The organism is Dyella japonica (genome assembly GCF_040545895.1).
GTDB lineage: Bacteria > Pseudomonadota > Gammaproteobacteria > Xanthomonadales > Rhodanobacteraceae > Dyella > Dyella japonica_D.
This window is the reverse complement of the sequence record NZ_JBEPMU010000001.1, coordinates 996793-1017655: the sequence shown is the minus strand read 5'-3', so window position 1 is coordinate 1017655 and position 20863 is coordinate 996793. Positions and strand designations below refer to the sequence as shown.

At 63.5% G+C, this 20863-nt stretch carries 15 protein-coding genes; 10 read left to right on the top strand and 5 right to left on the bottom strand.

Going from position 1 to position 20863, the window contains the following annotated elements:
* Positions 1 to 148: 148 nt before the first annotated feature.
* On the top strand, positions 149 to 1423 hold the full coding sequence (locus tag ABIC75_RS04390; protein ID WP_354012629.1) for an acetate kinase: 1275 nt from the start codon (positions 149 to 151) through the stop codon (positions 1421 to 1423).
* A gap of 46 nt (positions 1424 to 1469) precedes the next feature.
* Here ABIC75_RS04390 and ABIC75_RS04385 read toward each other — a convergent pair whose 3' ends face one another.
* Positions 1470 to 2078, bottom strand: coding sequence for a glutathione S-transferase family protein (locus ABIC75_RS04385; protein WP_354012628.1), 609 nt, complete (start codon positions 2076 to 2078; stop codon positions 1470 to 1472).
* A 57-nt stretch (positions 2079 to 2135) separates the two neighbouring features.
* Positions 2136 to 2819 carry a TerC family protein gene (locus ABIC75_RS04380; RefSeq protein ID WP_354012627.1) on the bottom strand — a complete coding sequence of 228 codons (684 nt, stop codon included), beginning with the start codon at positions 2817 to 2819 and terminating at the stop codon, positions 2136 to 2138.
* A 283-nt stretch (positions 2820 to 3102) separates the two neighbouring features.
* Here ABIC75_RS04380 and ABIC75_RS04375 point away from each other — a divergent pair, with 283 nt between their 5' ends.
* The 4 genes from ABIC75_RS04375 to ABIC75_RS04360 all read left to right on the top strand — a co-directional run bounded on the left by ABIC75_RS04375 (position 3103) and on the right by ABIC75_RS04360 (position 8229).
* Positions 3103 to 4554 carry a bifunctional 2-methylcitrate dehydratase/aconitate hydratase gene (locus tag ABIC75_RS04375; RefSeq protein ID WP_354012626.1) on the top strand — a complete coding sequence of 484 codons (1452 nt, stop codon included), beginning with the start codon at positions 3103 to 3105 and terminating at the stop codon, positions 4552 to 4554.
* 206 nt (positions 4555 to 4760) lie between these two features.
* On the top strand, positions 4761 to 5873 hold the full coding sequence (locus ABIC75_RS04370) for an OmpA family protein (RefSeq protein ID WP_354012625.1): 1113 nt from the start codon (positions 4761 to 4763) through the stop codon (positions 5871 to 5873).
* Positions 5874 to 6234: 361 nt separating this feature from the next.
* Positions 6235 to 7332: an OmpA family protein gene (locus ABIC75_RS04365; RefSeq protein WP_354012624.1), complete on the top strand. Its 1098-nt coding sequence runs from the start codon at positions 6235 to 6237 to the stop codon at positions 7330 to 7332.
* A 114-nt stretch (positions 7333 to 7446) separates the two neighbouring features.
* Positions 7447 to 8229 carry a pseudouridine synthase gene (locus tag ABIC75_RS04360; RefSeq protein ID WP_354012623.1) on the top strand — a complete coding sequence of 261 codons (783 nt, stop codon included), beginning with the start codon at positions 7447 to 7449 and terminating at the stop codon, positions 8227 to 8229.
* An 86-nt stretch (positions 8230 to 8315) separates the two neighbouring features.
* On the opposite strand, the gene kbl is transcribed toward ABIC75_RS04360, so the two are convergent.
* From kbl to tdh, 3 genes are all read right to left on the bottom strand, one after another.
* Complete coding sequence (kbl, locus tag ABIC75_RS04355) at positions 8316 to 9509, bottom strand: glycine C-acetyltransferase (RefSeq protein ID WP_354012622.1); 1194 nt, start codon at positions 9507 to 9509, stop codon at positions 8316 to 8318.
* Between the two features lie 150 nt (positions 9510 to 9659).
* Complete coding sequence (locus tag ABIC75_RS04350; RefSeq protein ID WP_354012621.1) at positions 9660 to 13355, bottom strand: DUF748 domain-containing protein; 3696 nt, start codon at positions 13353 to 13355, stop codon at positions 9660 to 9662.
* Positions 13356 to 13522: 167 nt separating this feature from the next.
* Positions 13523 to 14557, bottom strand: coding sequence for an L-threonine 3-dehydrogenase (gene tdh / locus ABIC75_RS04345; protein ID WP_354012620.1), 1035 nt, complete (start codon positions 14555 to 14557; stop codon positions 13523 to 13525).
* A 142-nt stretch (positions 14558 to 14699) separates the two neighbouring features.
* Here tdh and ABIC75_RS04340 point away from each other — a divergent pair, with 142 nt between their 5' ends.
* The 5 genes from ABIC75_RS04340 (at position 14700) to hflX (ending at position 20643) form a co-directional block, all read left to right on the top strand.
* On the top strand, positions 14700 to 16862 hold the full coding sequence (locus ABIC75_RS04340) for a S46 family peptidase (RefSeq protein ID WP_354012619.1): 2163 nt from the start codon (positions 14700 to 14702) through the stop codon (positions 16860 to 16862).
* A 134-nt stretch (positions 16863 to 16996) separates the two neighbouring features.
* A complete protein-coding gene (locus tag ABIC75_RS04335; RefSeq protein WP_354012618.1) occupies positions 16997 to 17752 on the top strand; it encodes a carbonic anhydrase family protein in 756 nt (251 codons plus the stop codon).
* A gap of 48 nt (positions 17753 to 17800) precedes the next feature.
* Entirely contained in the window at positions 17801 to 18745 is a 945-nt protein-coding gene (gene miaA, locus ABIC75_RS04330; RefSeq protein ID WP_354012617.1) for a tRNA (adenosine(37)-N6)-dimethylallyltransferase MiaA, read from the top strand.
* A gap of 162 nt (positions 18746 to 18907) precedes the next feature.
* A complete protein-coding gene (hfq, locus tag ABIC75_RS04325; RefSeq protein WP_354012616.1) occupies positions 18908 to 19177 on the top strand; it encodes an RNA chaperone Hfq in 270 nt (89 codons plus the stop codon).
* A gap of 155 nt (positions 19178 to 19332) precedes the next feature.
* Positions 19333 to 20643 (top strand): ribosome rescue GTPase HflX, encoded by a 1311-nt coding sequence (gene hflX, locus ABIC75_RS04320; RefSeq protein WP_354012615.1) that lies wholly within the window; start codon positions 19333 to 19335, stop codon positions 20641 to 20643.
* The last annotated feature ends 220 nt before the right edge of the window (positions 20644 to 20863 follow it).

The following is a 20863-nucleotide window of genomic DNA, read 5'->3' as shown; positions in this document are numbered from 1 at the left end:
TGCGGGGCTGGTGGCGCTCGGCTTGCCTGTCGCGGCACAACAAGAGTCGCCGTCCCAACAAGCGAGTACGGGGACGACGCCAGCGGCAGCGGCTAACACCATCGCCGCGGCACCGTCTGCGAAACCTGCGCCGATCGATCCAGCCGACTTGCGCAAGCAAGTGGCCGAGCAGGGCGATCGCATCGATGCCATGCGCAGCCAGATCAGCGCGCAGATCGCGCAGCTCGATGCGATGAAGCGTGCGCTGGCCGAGCAGGAGGCGGACTATCAATCGCTGCGGCACGCCGTGGGCATGGACGTGCTGGACAAGCAGCGTGCCGGCAGCATCGCCGCTGGCGGCCCGCTGGCGTCCGCGCAACCGATGCCGGCCGGCGATGCGGTGGCGGCCAATGCACCGCAGCAGCAACAGCAGCCGGTGGGCGAGGCACCCAAGGCCGATACGCGCCCGCCCGAAGTGGCGCCCATCTTCCAGCAGCCCGGCGTGCTTACGCCCAAAGGCAAGTTCATCATCGAGCCGGCGTATCAATTCGGCTATTCGAACGTTGAACGTGTGGCGCTGGTGGGATACACGGTGATCCCGGCCATCCTCATCGGCCTCATCGACGCGCGGCAGGTCAGGATCACCACGCAAGTCGGCTGGCTGACCGCCCGTTACGGCATCACCAACCGGATGGAAGTGGAAGTTCGCGTGCCTTATGTGTACGCGCATGAGGATGTGACCAGCCGCGAGGTTTTCACAGGCAGCGCTACCGACAAGGCGTTTGGCAACAGCGGACATGGCCTTGGCGACGTCGAAGCCACCATGCGCTATCAGCTCAATGTCGGTGGCCCGGACAAGGCTTATTACGTGGGCTGGCTGCGCGTGAAGTCGAACACGGGCAGGGACCCGTTCCAGGTCACCACCGATTGCGTGCAGCGTTGCGTGGAAAATGTGATCGACCAGGTGGACCTGTCGGCCACCGGCACGGGCCTGCCGTTGTCGCAGCCGGTGGGTACCGGCTTCTGGGCTATCCAGCCGGGCGTGACGTGGCTGTATCCGACCGATCCGGTGGTGTTCTTCGGCAACCTCAGCTATCTGTACAACGTGCCGCGCGACAACGTGACACGCAAGATACTTCTGGGTGGCACGGAAGACCTGGGCAAGGTCAAGCTGGGCGACATCGTCGACGTGAGCATCGGCATGGGCCTTTCGCTCAACGAGAAGGCGTCCATCAGTATTGGTTACGACCAGAGCTTCGTGGGCGCGACCAAGCAGAACAACCACAATGTGCCCGGGTCCACCAAGACCGTGCTTGGCACGCTGCTGATCGGCGGCTCTTGGCGCTTCAGCGACAAGCGCACGGTCAACTTCACCTTGGGCGTCGGCGTGACGCGCGATACACCGGACGCGACGGTGACCGTGCGCGTGCCGATGATGTTCTAAGAAACGGCAGGCACGCACGCCAACCGTGTGATTGGCGTGCTCGTGCTCAGAGACCTTCCTGCTGCATCGCCGCCTTCACGCCGGCATCGTCCAGCATGCGCTGATGGAAGCGGGCGAGGTTGTGCAGGTCAGACAGGTCCACGCCTTTGCCCATGGCCCAGCGCAGCACCACGAACAGATACGGGTCGGCGAATGAACGTGTGCCGGTCAGCCAATCACGGCCCTGCAACTGGGCATCGAGGCGCTCGTAATAGTTGCGCAGACGTTCGATGGCCCGGCAACGCAGCGCGTCCTGCGCCTCTTCGCCGTCGATGAAGCGGTCGGGGCGGAACACGGGTTTGTACATCGGATGAAGATCGGAATTGATGTAAGCCAGCCAGCGATTCACTTCCGCACGGCCTCGCGCACCTTCGCCGCCGAGGCCGGCCAGCGGAAATTTGTCCGCCAGGTAATTGAGGATGGCAGCGTTCTCGGTCAACACCCAGCCGTCCGGTTCCTGCAGGGCAGGGACCACGCCCGACGGATTGATGCGCAGGTAGGCCGGCGTGCCGAGTTCCTCGCGAGCGACGCGATGCGCTTCGTACGGTTGGCCGATCCATTCGAGAACGATGTGATCGGCGAGCGAGCAGGCGCCCGGCAGGTAATACAACTTCATGGAAATCATCCTGGAGTGACGTTATCCGTGAAGTGTCGCCTGCCGGGCGCGCATGACTCAAGCCGAGGCTTGCGCACGAACGCGGCGCTGCACCCACCAGCCACCAAAGCACACGCCGATCACCAGCACGGCATCGAGCAGATACGTCGCCCAGCCGTGCGCATCGAACCACGGCGACACCCAGTGGTCGTGCGCGATCATGCGAGCCGCCGTCCACGCGATGGCGCCTGCGCCGATATAGATGATCACCGGGAAGCGTTCGATCAGTCGCAGGATCAGCGACGAGCCCCACACCACCAGCGGCACGCTGATCGCCAGGCCGATGACCACCAGCACCATGTGTCCCTTGGCGGCGCCGGCAATGGCGAGCACGTTGTCCATGCCCATGAGCGCATCGGCGACGATGATGGTACGCATGGCCGCCCAGAAATTGCTGGCGGCGCTGACTTCATGCGCGGCATGGTCGTCCGGCTTCAGCAGCTTCCACGCGATGGGAAGCAACAGCAGGCCGCCGATCAGCATCAATCCTGGCAGCTTGAGCAGGTAGACCACGACGCCGGTCAGCAGCAGGCGCACGGCGATGGCGCCAACGGTACCCCACAGCACGGCCTTCTTCTGGATCTGTCGGGGAAGTTTGCGCGCGGCCAGCGCAATCACGATGGCGTTGTCGCCCGCGAGCACGAGGTCGAGCAGCACGATGGCCAGCAGGCCGGAGAGGAATTCGGTAACGACAAGGTCCATGAAGGGGTCTCTGCGCGTTTCGACAAATGCAGTAACGACGGACACGCGCGGCCCGTCATGACTGCAAAAGTCTCGTTCGCGGCAGAGCCGCTGCAGTGACCGGAGCGTGGCGACGCTCGTGATGACGACCACTGCAAGAACACCGATGAAGCAGGTGTCCGGAACTACTCCCTTTTGGGATCAGTATGGGAACATTGTCGAGGTCGGTGTGCGCCTGCGTCAAGCTGGGCACGACGAAGGAAAGGCTACATCTGTTGCTCTTCTGCAGCCGCGAGATCTCTCCATGAGTGCGCACGACATCCGTTCCGCCAAGCGTCCCCAACCCGACCAGCCGATGGTGGACGTCGCCGATTACGTCGTCGACTACGCGATCGATTCCGCCGAGGCATATGACACGGCGCGCTACATGCTGCTCGACTCGCTGGCCACGGCGATGATGGCCATGAAGTTTCCCGAGTGCGTGAAGCACCTCGGCCCGATCGTGCCAGGCGCGAACCTGCCGGGCGGGGCGCGCGTGCCAGGAACCAGCCATGAGCTGGACCCGGCGCAGGCCGCCTTCGCCATCGGCACCCAGATCCGCTGGCTGGATTTCAATGACACCTGGCTGGCCGCCGAGTGGGGTCATCCGTCGGACAACCTGGGGACCATCCTGGCCATCGCCGACTACCTCGGTCGGAAGGCCGAGCGGGAGGGCGGCACGCCGATGACCGTCCGCGACGTGCTCGCGTACGCCATCAAGGCTCACGAGATCCAGGGCTGCTACGCCCTCAAGAACAGCTTCAACCGCGTTGGCCAGGACCACGTCATCCTGGTGCGGCTGGCCTCCACGGCGGTCGCCACAGCCATGTTGGGTGGCTCCAGGGAGCAGATCGTCACGGCGGTCTCCCATAGCTGGATCGACAATGGTCCGTTGCGCACCTATCGCCACGCACCGAACACCGGCCCAAGGAAGAGCTGGGCGGCTGGCGACGCCTGCCGCCGTGCCGTCATCCACGCTATTAATGCGGTCTACCGGGGCGTGGTGGGCTATCCGTCGGCCCTGAGCGCCACGACCTGGGGTTATTATGATGTGGCCTTTCAGGGCAACACGTTCCAGTTCGAGCGCCCATTCGGCAGCTACGTGATGGAGAACGTGTTGTTCAAAATCAGCTTCCCGGCCGAGTTCCATGCCCAGACGGCGGTGGAGTGCGCCATGCAGCTGCACGGGACCGTGGCCGGCAAGATCGACCAGGTCGAGAAGGTGGTGATCGAGACCCAGGAGGCGGGCGCGCGCATCATCGACAAGACCGGCCCCTTGGCGAACTACGCCGACCGCGACCACTGCATTCAGTACATGGTGGCCGTTCCCTTGATCTTCGGCCGCCTGGTCGCCGACGACTATAACGATGACGTGGCCGCCGACCCGCGCATCGACGCCCTGCGCGACAAGATGGTGGTCAGCGAGAACCCGCAATTCACCAGGGACTATTTCGACCCGGAAAAACGTTATATAGGCAACTCGGTTCAGGTCTTCTTTAAGGACGGCACCCGCACCGAAAAGGTATCCATCGACTACCCGATCGGCCACCGTAGGCGGCGCGCCGAGGGTATTCCCGTATTGCTCAAGAAGTTTGAGGCCGCCATGCGGGGCCACCTCCCATCGCACCGGGTCAAAACGATCCTGAACGCCACGGCGGACCCCGTTAAGCTGGATGCCATGCCAATCCAGCAGTTCCTTGGTTTCTTCACGCTGTAAAGACGGCGTGAGCTGAAAATGAACGGGCGTTTGGGGTCGATTTGCAATTGCTTAACTTTTGCTAAGCTACTCCGCGCCCGTTTCGGGTAAACAAGCACTAGGTTCGAAGTCAGGTTCGGGGTTCACTAGGAGTAGGAATCACGGCTTGATGGCTTTTCCCGTCTGGGGTGAACGGACGCGTACACCAATAAACGAGGAGACACCTGATGAAACGTAAGGGCTTGTACATCCTGATTGCCCTCGCCCTGGGCGGCGCAGGCGCCGTTCACGCGCAGGACAACACCGGCACTGCGGCACCGGCCACCACCGAAATGTCGAGCTACGACGACCGCTGGTACATCGCACCGACCGTGGGCGGTTACTACAACGACACCGATCGCAACACCAACAGCCGCCAGTTCTATTACGGCATCGGCTTTGGCCGTTACTTCTCGCCCAACTTCTCGCTGGATTTCTTCGGTGACCGCACCAAGCGCACCGTGGACACCGATGCCGGCGGCGGTCGTTGGTCGAACAACACCTATGGCGTGGCTGCCCGCTATTACTTCCTCGACTGGAATGCATGGCGCCCGTACCTGTTGGGCGGCGTGATGGGCAGCCAGCACATCAGCGACTTCGAGCACGGCTGGTCGCCGGCGGCCGAAGTGGGCGTGGGTGTGTCCAAGACCGTTACCGACAGCTCCGACATTCGCGTCGAAGGTGGCTATCGCTACGACTGGGACGACAAGACCCAGCCGAACAAGAGCGGTTACGGCGACTGGTTCCTGGGCTTCAGCATCGTGTCGCGCATCGGCGCCCCGCCGGCCCCGCCGGCTCCTCCGGCACCACCGCCGGCTCCGGACTGCTCCAAGCAGTTCCGCAACGGCGTGAACCTGTGCGACAACAAGTGCCCGGATCTGCCGGAAGGCACGATCGTGGGTCCGGATGGTTGCCCGCAGAAGGTCGTGATCGACCTGCGCGGCGTCAACTTCAAGTTCGATCGTCCGAAGAAGGGCGAGAAGGACATTTCGAAGGCATTGGCCGAACCGACGAAGGATTCGTTGGCTGTGCTCGACCAGGCCGTCGACACCCTGCAGCGTTATCCGCAGGTGCACGTCACCGTTGCCGGTTACACCGACAGCGTGGGCACGGCGGAGTACAACCAGGGCCTGTCGGAACGTCGTGCGAAGATCGTGTACGACTACCTGACCTCGCATGGCATCGACGCAAGTCGTCTGGAAGGTCCGATCGGTCACGGCAAGAACGATCCGATCGACACGAACGATACGGATGCCGGTCGTGCCCGCAATCGTCGTACGGAGTTGCAGGTTCAGCAGTAATCCAACAACTCTCGGAAATGTCCGAAAAGCCCGGCGAAAGCCGGGCTTTTCTTTTTTGCAACCACGCGCACTGAGGTAACGCGTTGTTTTGTTGTGACACGTTGTCGCAGCTCGTCGGCTTTATCGCTGGGCCCGGAATAGCTGCCTGAACAGGGGCTCACCAACAGCGTCTTGCTCCGCGTGCGATCGTCTTAACGGTTTTGCTACACTCCGCCGCGCTTGTGGTCTTGTGACACTTTTTCTCTTGATCGGGACGCAAAGCACGGGACAGGAAAAGTCCCGGAGTAGAAGTCAGTTATGACGCGCGTTTTCCGTCTGGGGTGGAACGGACGCGAATACCAATAATATGAGGAGACACCTGATGAATCGTAAGGGCCTGTATTTCCTGATTGCCCTGGCTCTGGGCGGCGTAGGTGCCGCTCACGCGCAAGACAGCACCACCGCGACGACGTCGAGCTACGACGGCCGTTGGTATATCGCTCCGACCGTGGGCGGCTACTACAACGACACCGATCGCAACACCAACAGCCGCCAGGTCTATTACGGCCTGGGCTTTGGTCGCTTCATTGCGCCGAACACCTCGATCGACGTGTTCTTCGACCGCACCAAGCGCACCATCGACGGCGGTAACTCGGATCGTTGGGCCAACAACAATGTCGGCGTCGCTGCTCGCTTCTACTACGGTGACTGGAACGCATGGCGTCCGTACGCCCTCGTCGGCGTGATGGGCAGCTTCCACATGGATCCGGCTGACCACGCCTGGTCGCCGGCCGCTGAGGTTGGCGTTGGCGTGTCCAAGACCATCACCGACAGCACCGACTTCCGCGTGGAAGGTGGCTACCGTTACGACTGGGATGACAAGTCTCAGCCGGAGAAGAACGGTTACGGCGACTGGTTCCTCGGCTTCAGCATCGTGTCGCGCTTCGGCGAACCGGCTGCTGCTCCGGTGGCTGCCGCTCCGGTGGCCCCGGCCGCTCCGGACTGCTCCAAGCAGTTCCGCAACGGCGTGAACCTGTGCGACAACAAGTGCCCGGATCTGCCGGAAGGCACGATCGTCGGTCCGGACGGCTGCCCGCAGAAGGTCGTGATCGACCTGCGCGGCGTCAACTTCAAGTTCGACCGCCCGAAGAAGGGCGAGACGGACATCAAGAAGGCGCTGGCTGAGCCGACCGCTGACTCGGTTGCCATCCTCGACCAGGCTGTCGACACCCTGCAGCGTTACCCGCAGGTCAAGGTCACGGTTGCCGGCTACACCGACTCGGTCGGTAAGGACGCCTACAACCAGGATCTGTCCGAGCGTCGCGCTGCGATCGTGTACAAGTACCTGACGGCTCACGGCATCGCCGCTGATCGCCTGATTGGTCCGTTCGGCCATGGCAAGAACGATCCGATCGGCAGCAACGACACGGACGCTGGCCGCGCCCAGAACCGTCGTACGGAGCTGCAGGTCCAGCAGTAATCGGATCTGTTCAAGTAGTACGGAGAAGCCCGGCGCAAGCCGGGCTTTTCTTTTGTGTGCATGCAGGGATCGCTACCATGCATGGCGTTGCCTTCTGATTGCGAGTTTCTCTTCATGCGTCCGTCCCGTCCTGCTGCACGCCAATCCAAACCATCGGCGCCTCGCCATGGTCTGGCGCGCGTGCTCAGCAAGATGGGTGTGTGCTCGCGAAGTCAGGCCGAGAAAGCTATCCGCGAGGGCAGGGTCAGTGTGGATGGCAAGGTGGTGCTCGATCCGGAGCGTCCCGCCGATCCGGATCGGCAGCGCATTCTCTTCGACAACGAACCGATAGCAGCCAACACGCGCGTCTATATCGTGCTCAACAAGCCTCGCGGCATCGTGGTGAGTGCTGCCGACGAGCGCGGCCGCGACACCGTCTACGACTTGCTGAAGGATGCCGGGCTGCCATGGCTAGGGCCGGTAGGGCGACTGGACAAGGCCAGCGAAGGTTTGCTGTTGTTGAGCAACGACAGCGTTTGGGCCGCGCGATTGACCGAGCCCAGGCATCACGTGGACAAGACGTATCACGTGCAGGTCAACGACATTCCCGATCAGGCCTTGCTCGATCAGCTGCTCGAAGGCGTAGTGGAAGAGGGCGAGCGTCTTGCGGCGCGTCGAGCCACCTTGCTAAGGCATGGCGAGAAGAATGCGTGGCTGGAGATCGTGCTCGATGAAGGGCGCAATCGCCACATCCGGCGTTTGTTGGCGGCGCATGGCATCGAGGTGCTGCGGCTCATTCGCGTGGCGATCGGTTCGATGCCATTGGGCGAATTGCCGAAAGGGCAGTGGCGCCATCTCATGGATGCGGAAGTGCAGGCGTTGGCCGCAGCTTCGAGCGCAGGCGCGGCTTCGAAATAAGCGCCTTGCAGCGCTTGTGATATCCCGACGAAACGACGGCGGCTTCCGCCCTCTCCGCGAAGGAAGAGGGCGGCGTAATGCCGTCGTCAGATGACGCCTAGCTTTTTGCCCACCTTGGTGAAGGCGGCAATGGCCTGGTCGAGATGCTCGCGCGTGTGCGCAGCGCTCATCTGCGTGCGAATGCGCGCCTGGCCTTGCGGCACCACCGGGTAGAAGAAGCCGGTGACGTAGATGCCTTCGTCAAGCAGCTCGGTCGCCATGGCCTGTGCTTTCTTCGCGTCGTAGATCATCACCGGCACGATGGGATGCACGCCCGGCTTGATGTCGAAGCCGGCCTTGGTCATCGCTTCGCGGAAATAGCGGGTGTTCTCCTTGACCTTGTCGCGCAAATCCCCCGCGGCAGCAAGCATCTCGAACACTTTGATGCCGGCGGCTACCACATGCGGCGGCAGCGAGTTGGAGAACAGGTAAGGGCGCGAGCGCTGGCGCAACATCTCGATCACTTCGCGCGGACCGGTGGTGAAACCGCCCAGCGCGCCGCCGAGTGCCTTGCCCAGCGTGCCTGTGATGATGTCGATCTTGTCGAGCACGCCGTTGACTTCGGCCGAGCCGCGTCCGGTGTCGCCCAGGAAGCCAGTGCAATGGCATTCGTCGATGTGCACCAGTGCGTTGTACTTTTCGGCCAGCGCGGTGATCTTGTCCAGCGGTGCAATGAAGCCATCCATCGAGAACGCGCCGTCGGTGGTGATCAGCTTGGTGCGCGCGCCAGCGGCGTCGGCGGCCTGGAGCTGCTTCTCCAGATCGGCCATGTCGCAGTTGGCGTAGCGGAAGCGCTTGGCCTTGCACAGGCGGATGCCGTCGATGATGGACGCGTGGTTGAGCGCATCGGAGATGATCGCGTCTTCTTCGCCCAGCAGCGGTTCGAACAAGCCGCCGTTGGCGTCGAAGCAGGCGGCGTAGAGGATGGTGTCCTCAGTGCCGAAGAACTCGGCGATCTTCTTTTCCAGTTCCTTGTGCAGATCCTGCGTGCCGCAGATGAAGCGCACGGACGCCATGCCGAAACCGTGCGTGTCCAGCGCGTCCTTCGCGGCCTGGATCACCTCGGGATGGTCGGCAAGGCCGAGGTAGTTGTTGGCGCAGAAGTTGAGCACTTCCTTGCCGCTGTCGAGGCGGATCTTGGCCGACTGCGGCGAGGTGATGATGCGCTCGGCCTTGAACAGGCCCTGCTCACGGATCGATTCGAGTTCGCTGGCGTAGCGGGACTGGCCGGGGTAGCTCATGGGGGAATTCCAGCTGGGTCAAAAGGCTATTTTGAGCCTTTGGGGGCGGGCTGGGAAGGAACGGGCCGTTATTGGCGGCACGCGACACTTTTTCATGGCCATTCCGGCCTGTGCCGGAATGGCTGACTGGGAAGTCGAGACTGCTAGCCCTCAGCCCTGATGCAACCCGAACTCCACCCGCGTCGTCTTACCCTTGTCGTCGATGTCCTTGGTATCGAGCTTGGGGTCCTTGATCGCCATGCGCTTGTCGTCAAGCTTGCCCTTCAGCCACGCCTGCACGGCGGTGGCGCGGCGTTGGGCGAGGTCGCGCATGGCTGCGTCGTCGACGGCAACATTGGTTTCCATCAGGCTGCGCATCTCGTCCGGCTCCAGCGATTTCTTCAGGCCGATGATGTTCTTGGGCTTGCCCTTGAAGTCGTCGTCCTTGTAGGCGCGCTTGAGGTACTTCTCGTACTCGTCGGGCGTGACGTTCACGGTAGCGAGCGCGGCATCGGAGGTGTCGGCGTTCTTGCCATCCTGGTCCAGCGCCTTCTGGCGGCGGACCAAGTTGTCGACCGTGACCTTGCGCAGGCCGTCTTGGTCCTTCGACGGATCGATGCGGCCGATGATGTCCAGGTTCAACGTGTTCTTCTGGCTGAGCATGGCGACCACTTTGCCAAGGCGCTCCTGCGCGTTCTTGTCGAGCACGGCCGAACCCGGGTCGAACTCGACGTAGCCCAGATCCTCGTGATTGCCGCCGGCGAATGCTGCGCCGAGCAGGCGGAAGGGCGCGGTGGCCGCCTTGGCGATCAGGTTGCCGATGGCACGCCAGATAAGCCCGCCCATGCTGAATTGCGGATCGTCCAGCGAGCCGGACACCGGCACGTTCACGTCGATGTTGCCCTGCGTGTCCTTCAGCAGCGCCACGGCAAGTTTCACCGGCAGGTGCTTGATGCCAGGGCTTTCGTCGCGGTCGCCGAAGGTGAGTTGGGTGATGAAGATGTGGTTGTCGGCGTTGAGCTTGCGCTGGTCCAGTTGGTAATGGACGTCCATCGTCAGCTTGCCGGCCGTGATGGGATAACCGGTGTACTTGGTGGAGTACGCGCTCAATCCGGTCAACTCGACCTCGTTTGCCTTGCCCTTGATGTTGAGGAAGGCCACCGGCTGCAGCGGATTGATGGTGCCGTCGATGTCGACGGGCGAGTTGTCGTTCAACGCCGCCTGCACGGCCAGGTCGGCCGGCGGATCGCCCGGTTTCGTGCCGAACGCACCGATCTTGCCGGTGACCTTGGTCAGGTTGGCCGTGTAGTTCGGTTTGATGAAATTGTCGGTGTAGTTGAGCTGGCCATTGACGAGCGTGATGCCGCCCAGGTGGATATCGGTTTCAGTCGCCGGCGTCGTGGCGGCGGTTTCGGCAGCTGGCACGGTCTTGGTCTGCGGGCCGGGCGTGCGAATCGGCGGCGGTGGCGGTGTCGGCGCGGCGGCAGTGGGTTTGGCGGAGGTGCTGGGTTGCTCATTGTCGGCGCGTGTCACCGACACGGGCGCCGCCTCGGGGTTGGCCACCACTTCCGAGAGATTCAACGTGCCGTTGGCGTTGACGATCACGCGCGCATAGAACGAACTGAGCACCAGGCCGCCGACGTGCATGCGCGTGGCGCCGTAGCCGTAGGAGACATCGAGGTTGCTGCCGCTGAGCGTGCGCCAGCGGAGGAAATCGTCGCCGGTGAGTTTGTCCTGCACGCGCACCTGTTCAAGAGCCGCATTGCCCTTGTAGGTGAGCTTGGGTTCGGCGCCGCGTCCGTCGTAGTGCAGCTTGCCAGTGCTGGTGACGCGCGCGCTGGAAATGGTGACATTCAATGGCACGCTGATGTATGGCTGGAACGTGGCGATGTCCAGCCGCTTCGTGTCGAGCTGGATATCCGCCAGTGACGGCAGCGGCTGCACCTTGCCGTTCGCCGTGAACGTGCCCTTGTCGATGGCGCCCGCCAGTTTCATCTCGCGCGGCTCGTTGAGCTTGTCACTCAGGCCGTCCATGCCGCCGCTGAGCGAATCGATCTTGATCTTCACCGGCTTGTCGCCGGCCGCCATGTCGGTGAAGACGATGGCAGCGTTGTCGAAGGCAAGATGCGTGATGCTCCAGTGCCACGGCGGCCCGGACGCTGCGGGTTTCTTTGCCGGCGCGTTCTTGGCGGCGAACAGATCGGTTAGGCTGATGTACTTGCGACTGTCGCGCTGTACGTCCAGCGCCAGTCCAGTCGCCTTGACCGTACCCAGCTGCGCCTGTTGCGAGGCCAGATCGATCTGCGTGATCTCGGCCTCCATCGTGTTCCATGCGACCGGCGAGGCATGGCCCTTGAACTGCGGCTCCATCCCGAAGTCGCTGACCGTTGCCTTGGCATTGGTCAGGCGCACGTTGAACGGCGTGCCCCAATCGATTTCGAGCTGACCGGTCTGGTCGAGCTTGCCCTTGGTCACGCGTGCAGCCAGGCCCTGGTAGGTCGCGGCCTGCATGGGCGCCATGTCCACCTGCTTCACGTTCAGTGCGGCGACGAGCTTGTTCTTCGCCAGATCCACCGTGCCTTTCAGGCCGATCTCGCCACCGAAGAACTGCGCCGTCAGGTCGAGGTTTGCCGCCGGTGCCGCCAGCATGCTCAGGCCGCGCATGTTGCCGCGCAGATTGCCCAGGTCGATCTTGCTGCCCGCCGCATCGGTGTAGTGAATGGCGCTGTTGGTCAGCGTCATCGAGGCGATGCGCACGTCGGTGGGCTCGGTTTTCTTTTCCGCATCCGCTTTTGCCGGAGGCGCTGTCAATGCATCGAAGTTGCTGTGGCCATCGGGCCCGGCGGTGTAATAGAGCTGCGCACGATCGAGCACAAGCGCGCCCAGCGCATAACGCGACAGCAGCGGCTGCACGTCGGACAGATCCGCCGTGCCCTTGCCAAGGCCAAGAATCGCCTGGCCGTTGCTGCTGTTGAGCGCGAAGTCATCCAGTTCCAGTCGACCGGTAAGTTGCAGTTGCGGCGTGGGCTTGGCCTGCACGAAGTGCAGCACGAGATCGCCGCTGAGCAGGCCCTTGGGAATCGCCACCGGCAACGTGGTGGGCGCGTAGACGATGTAGCGCGCCAGATCGAGATGATCGAGCCGGAAGTTGATGGTCGATTCGCGGCTGTCGGCAAAGGGCTTGGCGTGGCCTTCGACATGCAGCGGGCTGCCATCCACCTTCATCGACAGCAACGGCTGCACGAACACGTCGGTGTCGCTGGGCAGGTTGGCGATGAACGGAATGCCCAGCTCCAATTGCTCCACGCGATGGTTGGCCTTCAACGCTTCGTCGGCGAACTGGATGTCGCCGTTGTGCACGCTGATGTTGGAAAGCGCAAAGCGCGTGGGCGATGCCTTCGGGTCCGGCGGCGTGGCATTGAAGCGATCGATGATGTCGCTGAAATTGAAACGCTGGTCGCCCGTGCGCACGATGCGGATGCGCGGGCCTTGCACGGTCAGTTGATCCAGCACCGGCGCCATGCGGAACACCGACGCCCAGGACGCATTGATCACGGCCTGGTCCACGTCGACGAACGCGGACTTGCCATCGCGATCAGCGATGTGCAACTGGTCCAGTTCCAGCCGCAACGTGTACGGATTCAGATGCACGGCGCCCAGTGTCACGGGGCGTTGCAGCGCCGCGGTGGCGCGCTTTTCGATCTGGCTGCGGATGATGGACGGTGCGGCGAGGAAGCCGAGGATGCCGAATACCACCAGCACGATGGCGACGATCAAGACGATCTTGCGTGTGCGGCGTGACTTGTAGACGGCAACGGCGCGGTCGCGTCCCGCGGCCAGATGACGATTGCTGAATAGATCAGCCATGCGGACGATGCTCCCATGCCATCGCGCGCCGACCGTACCAGACCATCGAGTCGGGTACCTTCACAATCCCAGCGATTAGTCGGCCGCCCTGCCGGGGAGTGTACTAGGGCGGCCGAACCTTCAGGACGGATTTCCCGCAGGAAATTCCGTTCTGTGACAGCTGTCGCTCAGCTCCAGGAGCAGACGACCTTGCCGCACTTGCCGGCATCCATCAGGTCGAAGCCCTTCTGGAAATCGTCGATGTGGATCTGATGCGTGAGCACCTTCTGCAGCGGGAAGCCGGTGAGCACCATCTGGGTCATCTTGTACCAGGTCTCGTACATGCGGCGGCCGTAGATGCCCTGCATGGTGAGGCCCTTGAAGATCACCTTGTCCCAGTCGATGCCGGCGCCCTTGGGCAGGATGCCGAGCAGGGCGATCTTGCCGCCGTGGTACATGCACTCGAGCATGTCGTTGAAGGCGCGCGGGTTGCCGCTCATTTCCAGGCCCACGTCGAAGCCCTCCATGTGCAGGTCTTTCATCACGTCCTTCAGCGACTGGTTGGCCACGTTCACCACGCGCGTGGCGCCCATGTCGGCGGCGAGCTTCAGGCGGTAGTCGTTGACGTCGGTGACCACCACGTTGCGGGCGCCCACGTGCTTGGCGATGCCAGCGGCAATGATGCCGATCGGGCCGGCGCCGGTGATCAGCACGTCCTCGCCGATCAGGTCGAACTCCAGCGCGCAATGTGCGGCGTTGCCGTAGGGGTCGAAGAACGCGGCCAGCTCGGACGGGATCTGGTCCGGAATCGGCCACAGGTTCGAGGCCGGCATGGTCATGTATTCGGCGAACGCGCCGTTGCGGTTCACGCCGATGCCCACGGTGTTCGGGCACAGGTGCTGGCGGCCGGCGCGGCAGTTCCGGCAATGGCCGCACACGATGTGGCCTTCCGCGGAAACGCGGTCGCCGATCTTGTAGCCGGTCACGCCCGGGCCGATCTCCACGATGCGGCCCACGAATTCATGGCCGATGGTAAGGCCGGGCTTGATGGTGCGCTGGGACCACTCGTCCCACTTGTAGATGTGCAGGTCGGTGCCGCAGATCGCGGTCTTTTCCAGCTTGATCAGCACCTCATTGGGGCCAACCTCGGGAACGGGCACTTCTTCCATCCAGATGCCCTGTTCGGGTTTGCGCTTGACCAGGGCTTTCATCATCTGAGGCATGGGATTTCCGTGGGGGAAGGGCGGGAAAACGGACATTATAGAAGGCGGGACACCGCGGCTGCTTCGTGCAGTGCAGCGTTGCTCCCAGGGCCGGGCAGGGCTAGGGTCGCAATTTTTTGCGGAGCCCGGGCTCGGGACAGGCATGAAACGACCGACATTCGCGCTGCTGGCCGCAGCATTGGGGCTTGCCATGGCCATTCCAAGCCACGCCGATGAAGGCATGTGGATGCCCTCGCAGCTGCCTTCCATTGGCAAGTCGCTGCGGGAGGCCGGCCTCCAGGGCAACCCGGCCGACCTGGCCGACCTCACCAAGGCGCCGCTCAATGCGGTGGTGAAGGTGGGCGGCGCCACCGGTTCGTTCATCAGCGGCGATGGCCTGGTGCTGACCAACCACCACGTCGCCTTCGGCATCATCCAATACAACAGCAACGCGCAGCGCGACCTGATCCAGAACGGTTTCGTATCCCACCAGCGCACGGAAGAACTGCCGGCCAATCCCGATTTCCGCCTGCGGGTCACCACGGGTTTCGACAAGGTCAGCGACCAGGTGCTCGCGGCGGCCAAGGGCAAGACGGGGCGTGCCTATTTCGATGCCATCGATGCGGTGAGCAAATCGATGGTTGCCGAGTGCGAACGCGAACCTGGCACGCGCTGCAGCGTGGTCACCATGTTCTACGGCCGCGACTTCTATCTGGTGAAGCAGCTCGAGCTGCGCGACGTGCGCCTCGTCTATGCGCCGCCTCGCGCCATCGGCAATTACGGCGACGAGGTGGACAATTTCGTGTGGCCGCGCCATGCGGGCGATTTCACGTTGCTGCGCGCCTATGTGAGCCCCGATGGCAAGCCCGCGGATTACGCCAAGGACAACGTGCCCTATCACCCGCCCGCGCATCTTCAGGTGGCGGGCGATGGTGTGAAGGAAGGCGATTTCGTGATGCTGGCCGGTTATCCCGGCATCACCTATCGGCATCGCACGGCCGCCGAATTCGCCGATCAGGTGCAATGGCGCCTGCCGACCACGGTGCAGGTGATGCAGCAACTCCAGCACGTCATCGAGGACACCGGGCGCGAGGATCGACAAGCCGCTATTCGTTACGCCTCGCAGCTGCAGTCGCTGAAGAACAACATCAAGCGCTTCGAGGGCGAGCTGGACGGACTCAAGCGCAGCGATGCGGTCACCGTTCGGCGCAAGGACGAAGACGCCATGATGGCGTGGCTGGCATCTCAGCCGCAGGCGGGCGTGCTGCGTCCGCAGATCGACGAGGTCAACCATCTCATCGCCGCCGGCAATGCCATGCGCGAGCGCGATCTCCTCATGGGTTTGATGCAATCGCAGACGCAGTTGCTGCGCTCGGCCATCATGCTTCAGCGTTTGGCCCATGAGCGAGGCCGGCCCGACGCGCAGCGCGAGGCAGGCTACCAGTTGAGAGACGAAGACCTGATCGCGGGCACGCTGCGGCAAGTGCAGCGGCGCTACGATCCCGCCGTCGAGAAACGCTTGTTGACGGCCTTGCTCACGCGTTACCAGCAGCTGCCCGATGCGCAGCGCCTGCTGGAGTTCGATGCCGCGTTCGGGCGCACGCCGGACGCGCTTGCGCGGAAGCTCGATCAGGTCTACGGCGCCACCCATCTTGGCGACGAAGCCACGCGACTGGCCTGGCTGAAAGCCGATCCATCCTCGCTGGACAAAACGGATGACGTCTTGCTGGCCGTCGCCGCGCAGTTGCAGCCGGCGCTGCTGCGCATGGAAGACGAGAGAAAATCGCGCGAGGGCGATTTGCTGCGTCTTCGACCCGCCTATATGGATGCGCTCATCGCCTATCGCGAGAAGCAGGGCCGGGCAGTGTATCCCGATGCCAACGCCACGCTGCGCGTGAGTTACGGCAAGGTGACGCCGCTCATGGCGCGCGACGCGGTCTCCTACGAGCCTGTCACCACCACCGCGGGCATCGTCGAGAAGAACACCAACGCGCCGCCGTTCGACGCGCCCAGGCCCTTGCTCGATGCCATCGCCAAGGGCGACTACGACGGCTACGCCGACGAGAAAACCAAGCTGATGCCCGTCGATTTCCTCAGCAACCTGGATACCACGGGTGGCAACTCCGGTTCGCCCGTGCTGAATGCGAAGGGCGAGCTGGTGGGGCTCAACTTCGACAGCAACTGGGAAGCGGTCAGCGCGAGCTGGATGTTCGACCCGCGTTACAAGCGCGCCATCCACGTCGACCTGCGCTACATGCGCTGGCTGATGGACAAGGTCTACCCCGCGCCGGAGCTGCTCAAGGAAATGGGCGTGCCTGCGCGTTGAGGCTCTTGCAGGAGTGCTGGCCGGTCTGGCAAGGGGCCGGCCCGATAGTCCCGCTGCTTTCGAATGGCGGGGTTCACACCGGTTTCATCGCTGCGGGCGTGCAGTACGTTTCTCCTTGAAGGCTTGGGGGCGTTATGCATCGTCACGATGAAACCTGTTACGCGGGCGCCGCGGACGGTACGCGCCGCTCGCTGCTGAAATCGGCCATGGGAGTGGCAGCGTTTGCCGCGGTCGGTGGCGTGCCATGGCTGCTGCCCGGTCTTGCGCAGGCCGCGGCATTGACCAAGGCGCAGCGCGATGCGATGACGCCAGATCAGGTCATCGCGATGCTCAAGGAAGGCAACGAGCGCTTCCGCGCCGGCAAGATGCAGGGGCACGACTATCTGGCACAGAAGCGGGCCAGCGCGAGCGGGCAGTATCCTGCCGCAGTCATCCTCAGCTGCATCGATTCGCGCGCGCCGGCCGAAATTATTCTGGATGCCGGCATCGGCGACACCTTCAACGCGCGAGTGGCCGGCAACATCGCCAATGACGACCTGTTGGGAAGCCTGGAATTCGCCTGCGCTGTTGCTGGTGCCAAGCTCGCGTTGGTGATGGGGCACACCGCCTGCGGTGCCATCAAGGGCGCCATCGATGGCGCCAAGCTCGGCAACCTCACCGGCCTGCTCGACAAGATCAAGCCGGCCGTGGCCGCCACGCAGTTCAACGGCGAGCGCACAAGCAAGAACGGCGCCTTCGTGGATGCCGTGGCCGCGACCAACGTGCGCCAGACGGTGGAAGAGATACGTCGACGCAGCGACGTGCTTGCCGGTCTGGAGAAGGACGGCAAGATCAAGATCGTCGGTTCGATGTATCAGCTCGTCGGCGGCAAGGTGGAGTTCTACGCCTGACGCTTCGGCTTTTGCGGGAGCGCGCGCATTCGCCACTACAATGCGCGGATGCCGATCGATCAGCGCCCGCTCGCCGTGTTCCTGATGGGCCCGACCGCGTCGGGCAAGACCGCGCTTGCCTGCGCCTTAAGTGACCGTTTTCCCGTCGATCTGGTCAGCGTCGATTCGGCGCTGGTGTATCGGGGCCTGAATATTGGCTCGGCGAAGCCGGACGCGCAGACCTTGGCGCGCTACCCGCATCGACTCATCGATATTCGCGATCCGGCCGAACCTTATTCGGCCGCCGATTTTCGTGGCGACGCGATGGCCGCCATGCAGGAAATCACGGCGCAGGGACGGGTGCCGCTATTGGTGGGCGGTACGGGGCTTTATTTCCGTGCGCTCCAGCAAGGTCTTTCGCAACTGCCCGAGGCCGACCCGGCACTTCGCGAGCAACTTACGGCGCAAGCGTCGGTTGAAGGATGGCCAGCGCTGCACGCGCGTTTGCAACAGTTGGACCCGTCCGCGGCCGAACGCATCGGGCCGAACGACGCGCAGCGCATCCAGCGCGCGCTGGAGGTGATCGAACTCACCGGCCGGCCGTTGTCCGAGCAGCAGCGCGGCGGCAGTGGAGAGCGCTTTCCTTGGCGCGTGCTCAAGCTGGCGCTGGTGCCGACGGATCGCGCGCCGCTGCATGAACGCATCGCCCAGCGCTTCGACGCCATGCTGAGGGACGGCTTCCTCGATGAAGTCCGCGCCTTGCGTGCCCGCGGCGACCTGCATGCCGACCTTCCCGCCATTCGCGCCCTGGGCTATCGACAGGCGTGGGAATATCTGGACGGCCAAACGAGTGCAGCGGAATTTCGCGATCGCGGCGTCTTTGCGACACGCCAGCTCGCGAAGCGCCAGATCACTTGGTTGCGCAGCGTGCTCGATGCGCGGGTGCTTGATCCGGAGCGCGCTGAGACGCGGAATCTTGCCGAAGATGCCCTGCGACTCTTTCTCGGCGACTAATAGTGTGCCGAGCAGTACTCTAAACGTCTTTTTCACACCTGATGAAAGCGTGCATTTACTCTTTCATCAACGATTTAAAAGTGGTTAATATTCCTCGGCCTTGGACCGGGGCGCGTTATGCGTCTTTTATCCCGGTCCGTCCGTTGCGAGGGGAGAACAAAAATGTCCAAAGGGCAATCGTTGCAAGATCCATTTCTCAATGCACTGCGCCGTGAACGCGTTCCGGTCGCCATTTACCTGGTCAACGGCATCAAGCTGCAGGGCACGATCGAGTCGTTCGATCAGTTCGTGGTGCTGCTGCGCAACCAGGTGAGCCAGATGGTGTACAAGCACGCCATCTCCACCGTAGTGCCCAGCCGCAACGTCCGCGTGGGCAATGGCCATGACGGCCACGGCGATGCGCCGGGCGGTGCGCCTGAAGCGGAAGGTTGATTCCGCCGGGCGGTCGACCCATCTGAGTAGGGTAGGCGCCGCGCAACCGAGACATTCGGTCGGCGGCGTATCCACATACACTTCCCACTCCGATTCGTGCCGTGGACCGTTCCCGGTCTGCGGCACCGCGTCTCCATAAAGGTCCTCCCGCCCTCGTGTTTGATCGTCAAAAGAAAGGCGAACGCGCTCTCCTCGTGCTCCCGCACTCCCGTGGCGAAGGCGACTCGGCGCGGCGCGCCGAAGAATTCGCCGAGCTCGTGCGCTCGGCCGGCGCCGAGATCCTCGGCAGCATTCCGGCACGCGTCGACGTGCCCAACCCCCGCTATTACATCGGCACCGGCAAGGCGGACGAGGTGGCCGAGGCCGCCCGCGCGCTTGGCGCCGACCTGGTGCTGATCGATCACCTGCTGTCGCCCGTGCAGGAGCGCAACCTCGAAAAGCAGCTCAACGTGCGCGTGGTGGACCGTGCTGGCCTGATCCTGGACATCTTTGCCCAGCGGGCACGCTCCCACGAAGGCAAGCTCGAAGTGGAGCTGGCCCAGCTCAAGCACCTCGCCACCCGACTGGTGCGCGGCTGGACCCACCTGGACGCCCAGCGCGGCGGTGCCATCGGCAACCGCGGCCCTGGCGAAACCCAGCTGGAAACCGACCGCCGCCTGCTCGCCGAGCGCGTGAAGATGCTCAGCAAGCGGCTGGAGAAAGTGCAGACCCAGCGCGTCCAGCAGCGCCGTGCGCGACTGCGCAACACCGTGCCGAGGGTGGCGCTGGTGGGCTATACCAATGCCGGCAAGTCGACATTGTTCAACGTGCTGACCGAAGGCGAAGTCTTCGCGGCGGACCTGCTGTTCGCCACGCTGGACCCGACCGTGCGCAAGCTCGACGGCCTGTCCTGCGGCCCGGCCGTGCTGGCCGATACCGTGGGTTTCATCCGCGAACTGCCGCATGACCTGGTGGCTGCGTTCCGCGGCACGCTGGCCGAGGCGCGCGACGCCGACCTGCTGCTGCACGTGAGCGATGCCGCCGACGAGGAGCGCGAGCGCCTCGCCCGCGTGGTGGACAACGTGCTCGAGGAAATCGATGCCGGCGATCTGCCCCAGCTGCGGGTGATGAACAAGATCGACCTCGCAGGCGTCGAGCCCCGCATCGATCGCGACGCCGAGGGCCGGCCCACCACCGTGTGGCTGTCGGCTGCGAGCGGGCAGGGCCTGGATCTGCTCAGGCAGGCCCTGGGTGAGTTGCTCGGCGGCGAACGCGTGCAGTCCGAACTGCGCCTGCCGCATTCGGCCGGCCGCCTGCATGCCCGTTTGAAGGCCGCGGGTGCCATCGTCGGCGAGGAAGTCGACGAGGAGGGCTGGCGCCTGAACATCGATGCGCCGCGCAGCGTCATTGCGCCGCTCAGCGGTGGCAGTGCAGCGGACGCGGCCTTGCTGAAAGACATCCTCGGTACTGCCGAAGAATCGTTCTAGGGACGGCCCTGCGCGCAGGCCGGACGCGGGCTGTGCTGAAAAACCAGCGGATTGTCGCGGAGGGTGACCTTCGGGTGCTCTTGCGACAGCCGGTGGGGAGGGAATCCCCGGCCGGCTCTGATAGAATGGATGCCGTTTGTGCGGCCATCCGTGCCCGGGCACACAGCCACATCAAGCAGCCGACACTATGTCAAAACCCGTTCAACGCGTTTTCCGGCCA

Bases quoted from the DNA above. Each gene is read 5' to 3' on its own strand.
- ABIC75_RS04385 (WP_354012628.1), bottom strand. From the start codon at position 2,078: ATGAAGTTGTATTACCTGCCGGGCGCCTGCTCGCTCGCCGATCACATC.
- ABIC75_RS04380 (WP_354012627.1), bottom strand. From the start codon at position 2,819: ATGGACCTTGTCGTTACCGAATTCCTCTCCGGCCTGCTGGCCATCGTG.
- ABIC75_RS04375 (WP_354012626.1), top strand. From the start codon at position 3,103: ATGAGTGCGCACGACATCCGTTCCGCCAAGCGTCCCCAACCCGACCAG.
- ABIC75_RS04370 (WP_354012625.1), top strand. From the start codon at position 4,761: ATGAAACGTAAGGGCTTGTACATCCTGATTGCCCTCGCCCTGGGCGGC.
- ABIC75_RS04365 (WP_354012624.1), top strand. From the start codon at position 6,235: ATGAATCGTAAGGGCCTGTATTTCCTGATTGCCCTGGCTCTGGGCGGC.
- ABIC75_RS04360 (WP_354012623.1), top strand. From the start codon at position 7,447: ATGCGTCCGTCCCGTCCTGCTGCACGCCAATCCAAACCATCGGCGCCT.
- kbl (WP_354012622.1), bottom strand. From the start codon at position 9,509: ATGAGCTACCCCGGCCAGTCCCGCTACGCCAGCGAACTCGAATCGATC.
- ABIC75_RS04350 (WP_354012621.1), bottom strand. From the start codon at position 13,355: ATGGCTGATCTATTCAGCAATCGTCATCTGGCCGCGGGACGCGACCGC.
- tdh (WP_354012620.1), bottom strand. From the start codon at position 14,557: ATGCCTCAGATGATGAAAGCCCTGGTCAAGCGCAAACCCGAACAGGGC.
- ABIC75_RS04340 (WP_354012619.1), top strand. From the start codon at position 14,700: ATGAAACGACCGACATTCGCGCTGCTGGCCGCAGCATTGGGGCTTGCC.
- ABIC75_RS04335 (WP_354012618.1), top strand. From the start codon at position 16,997: ATGCATCGTCACGATGAAACCTGTTACGCGGGCGCCGCGGACGGTACG.
- miaA (WP_354012617.1), top strand. From the start codon at position 17,801: ATGCCGATCGATCAGCGCCCGCTCGCCGTGTTCCTGATGGGCCCGACC.
- hfq (WP_354012616.1), top strand. From the start codon at position 18,908: ATGTCCAAAGGGCAATCGTTGCAAGATCCATTTCTCAATGCACTGCGC.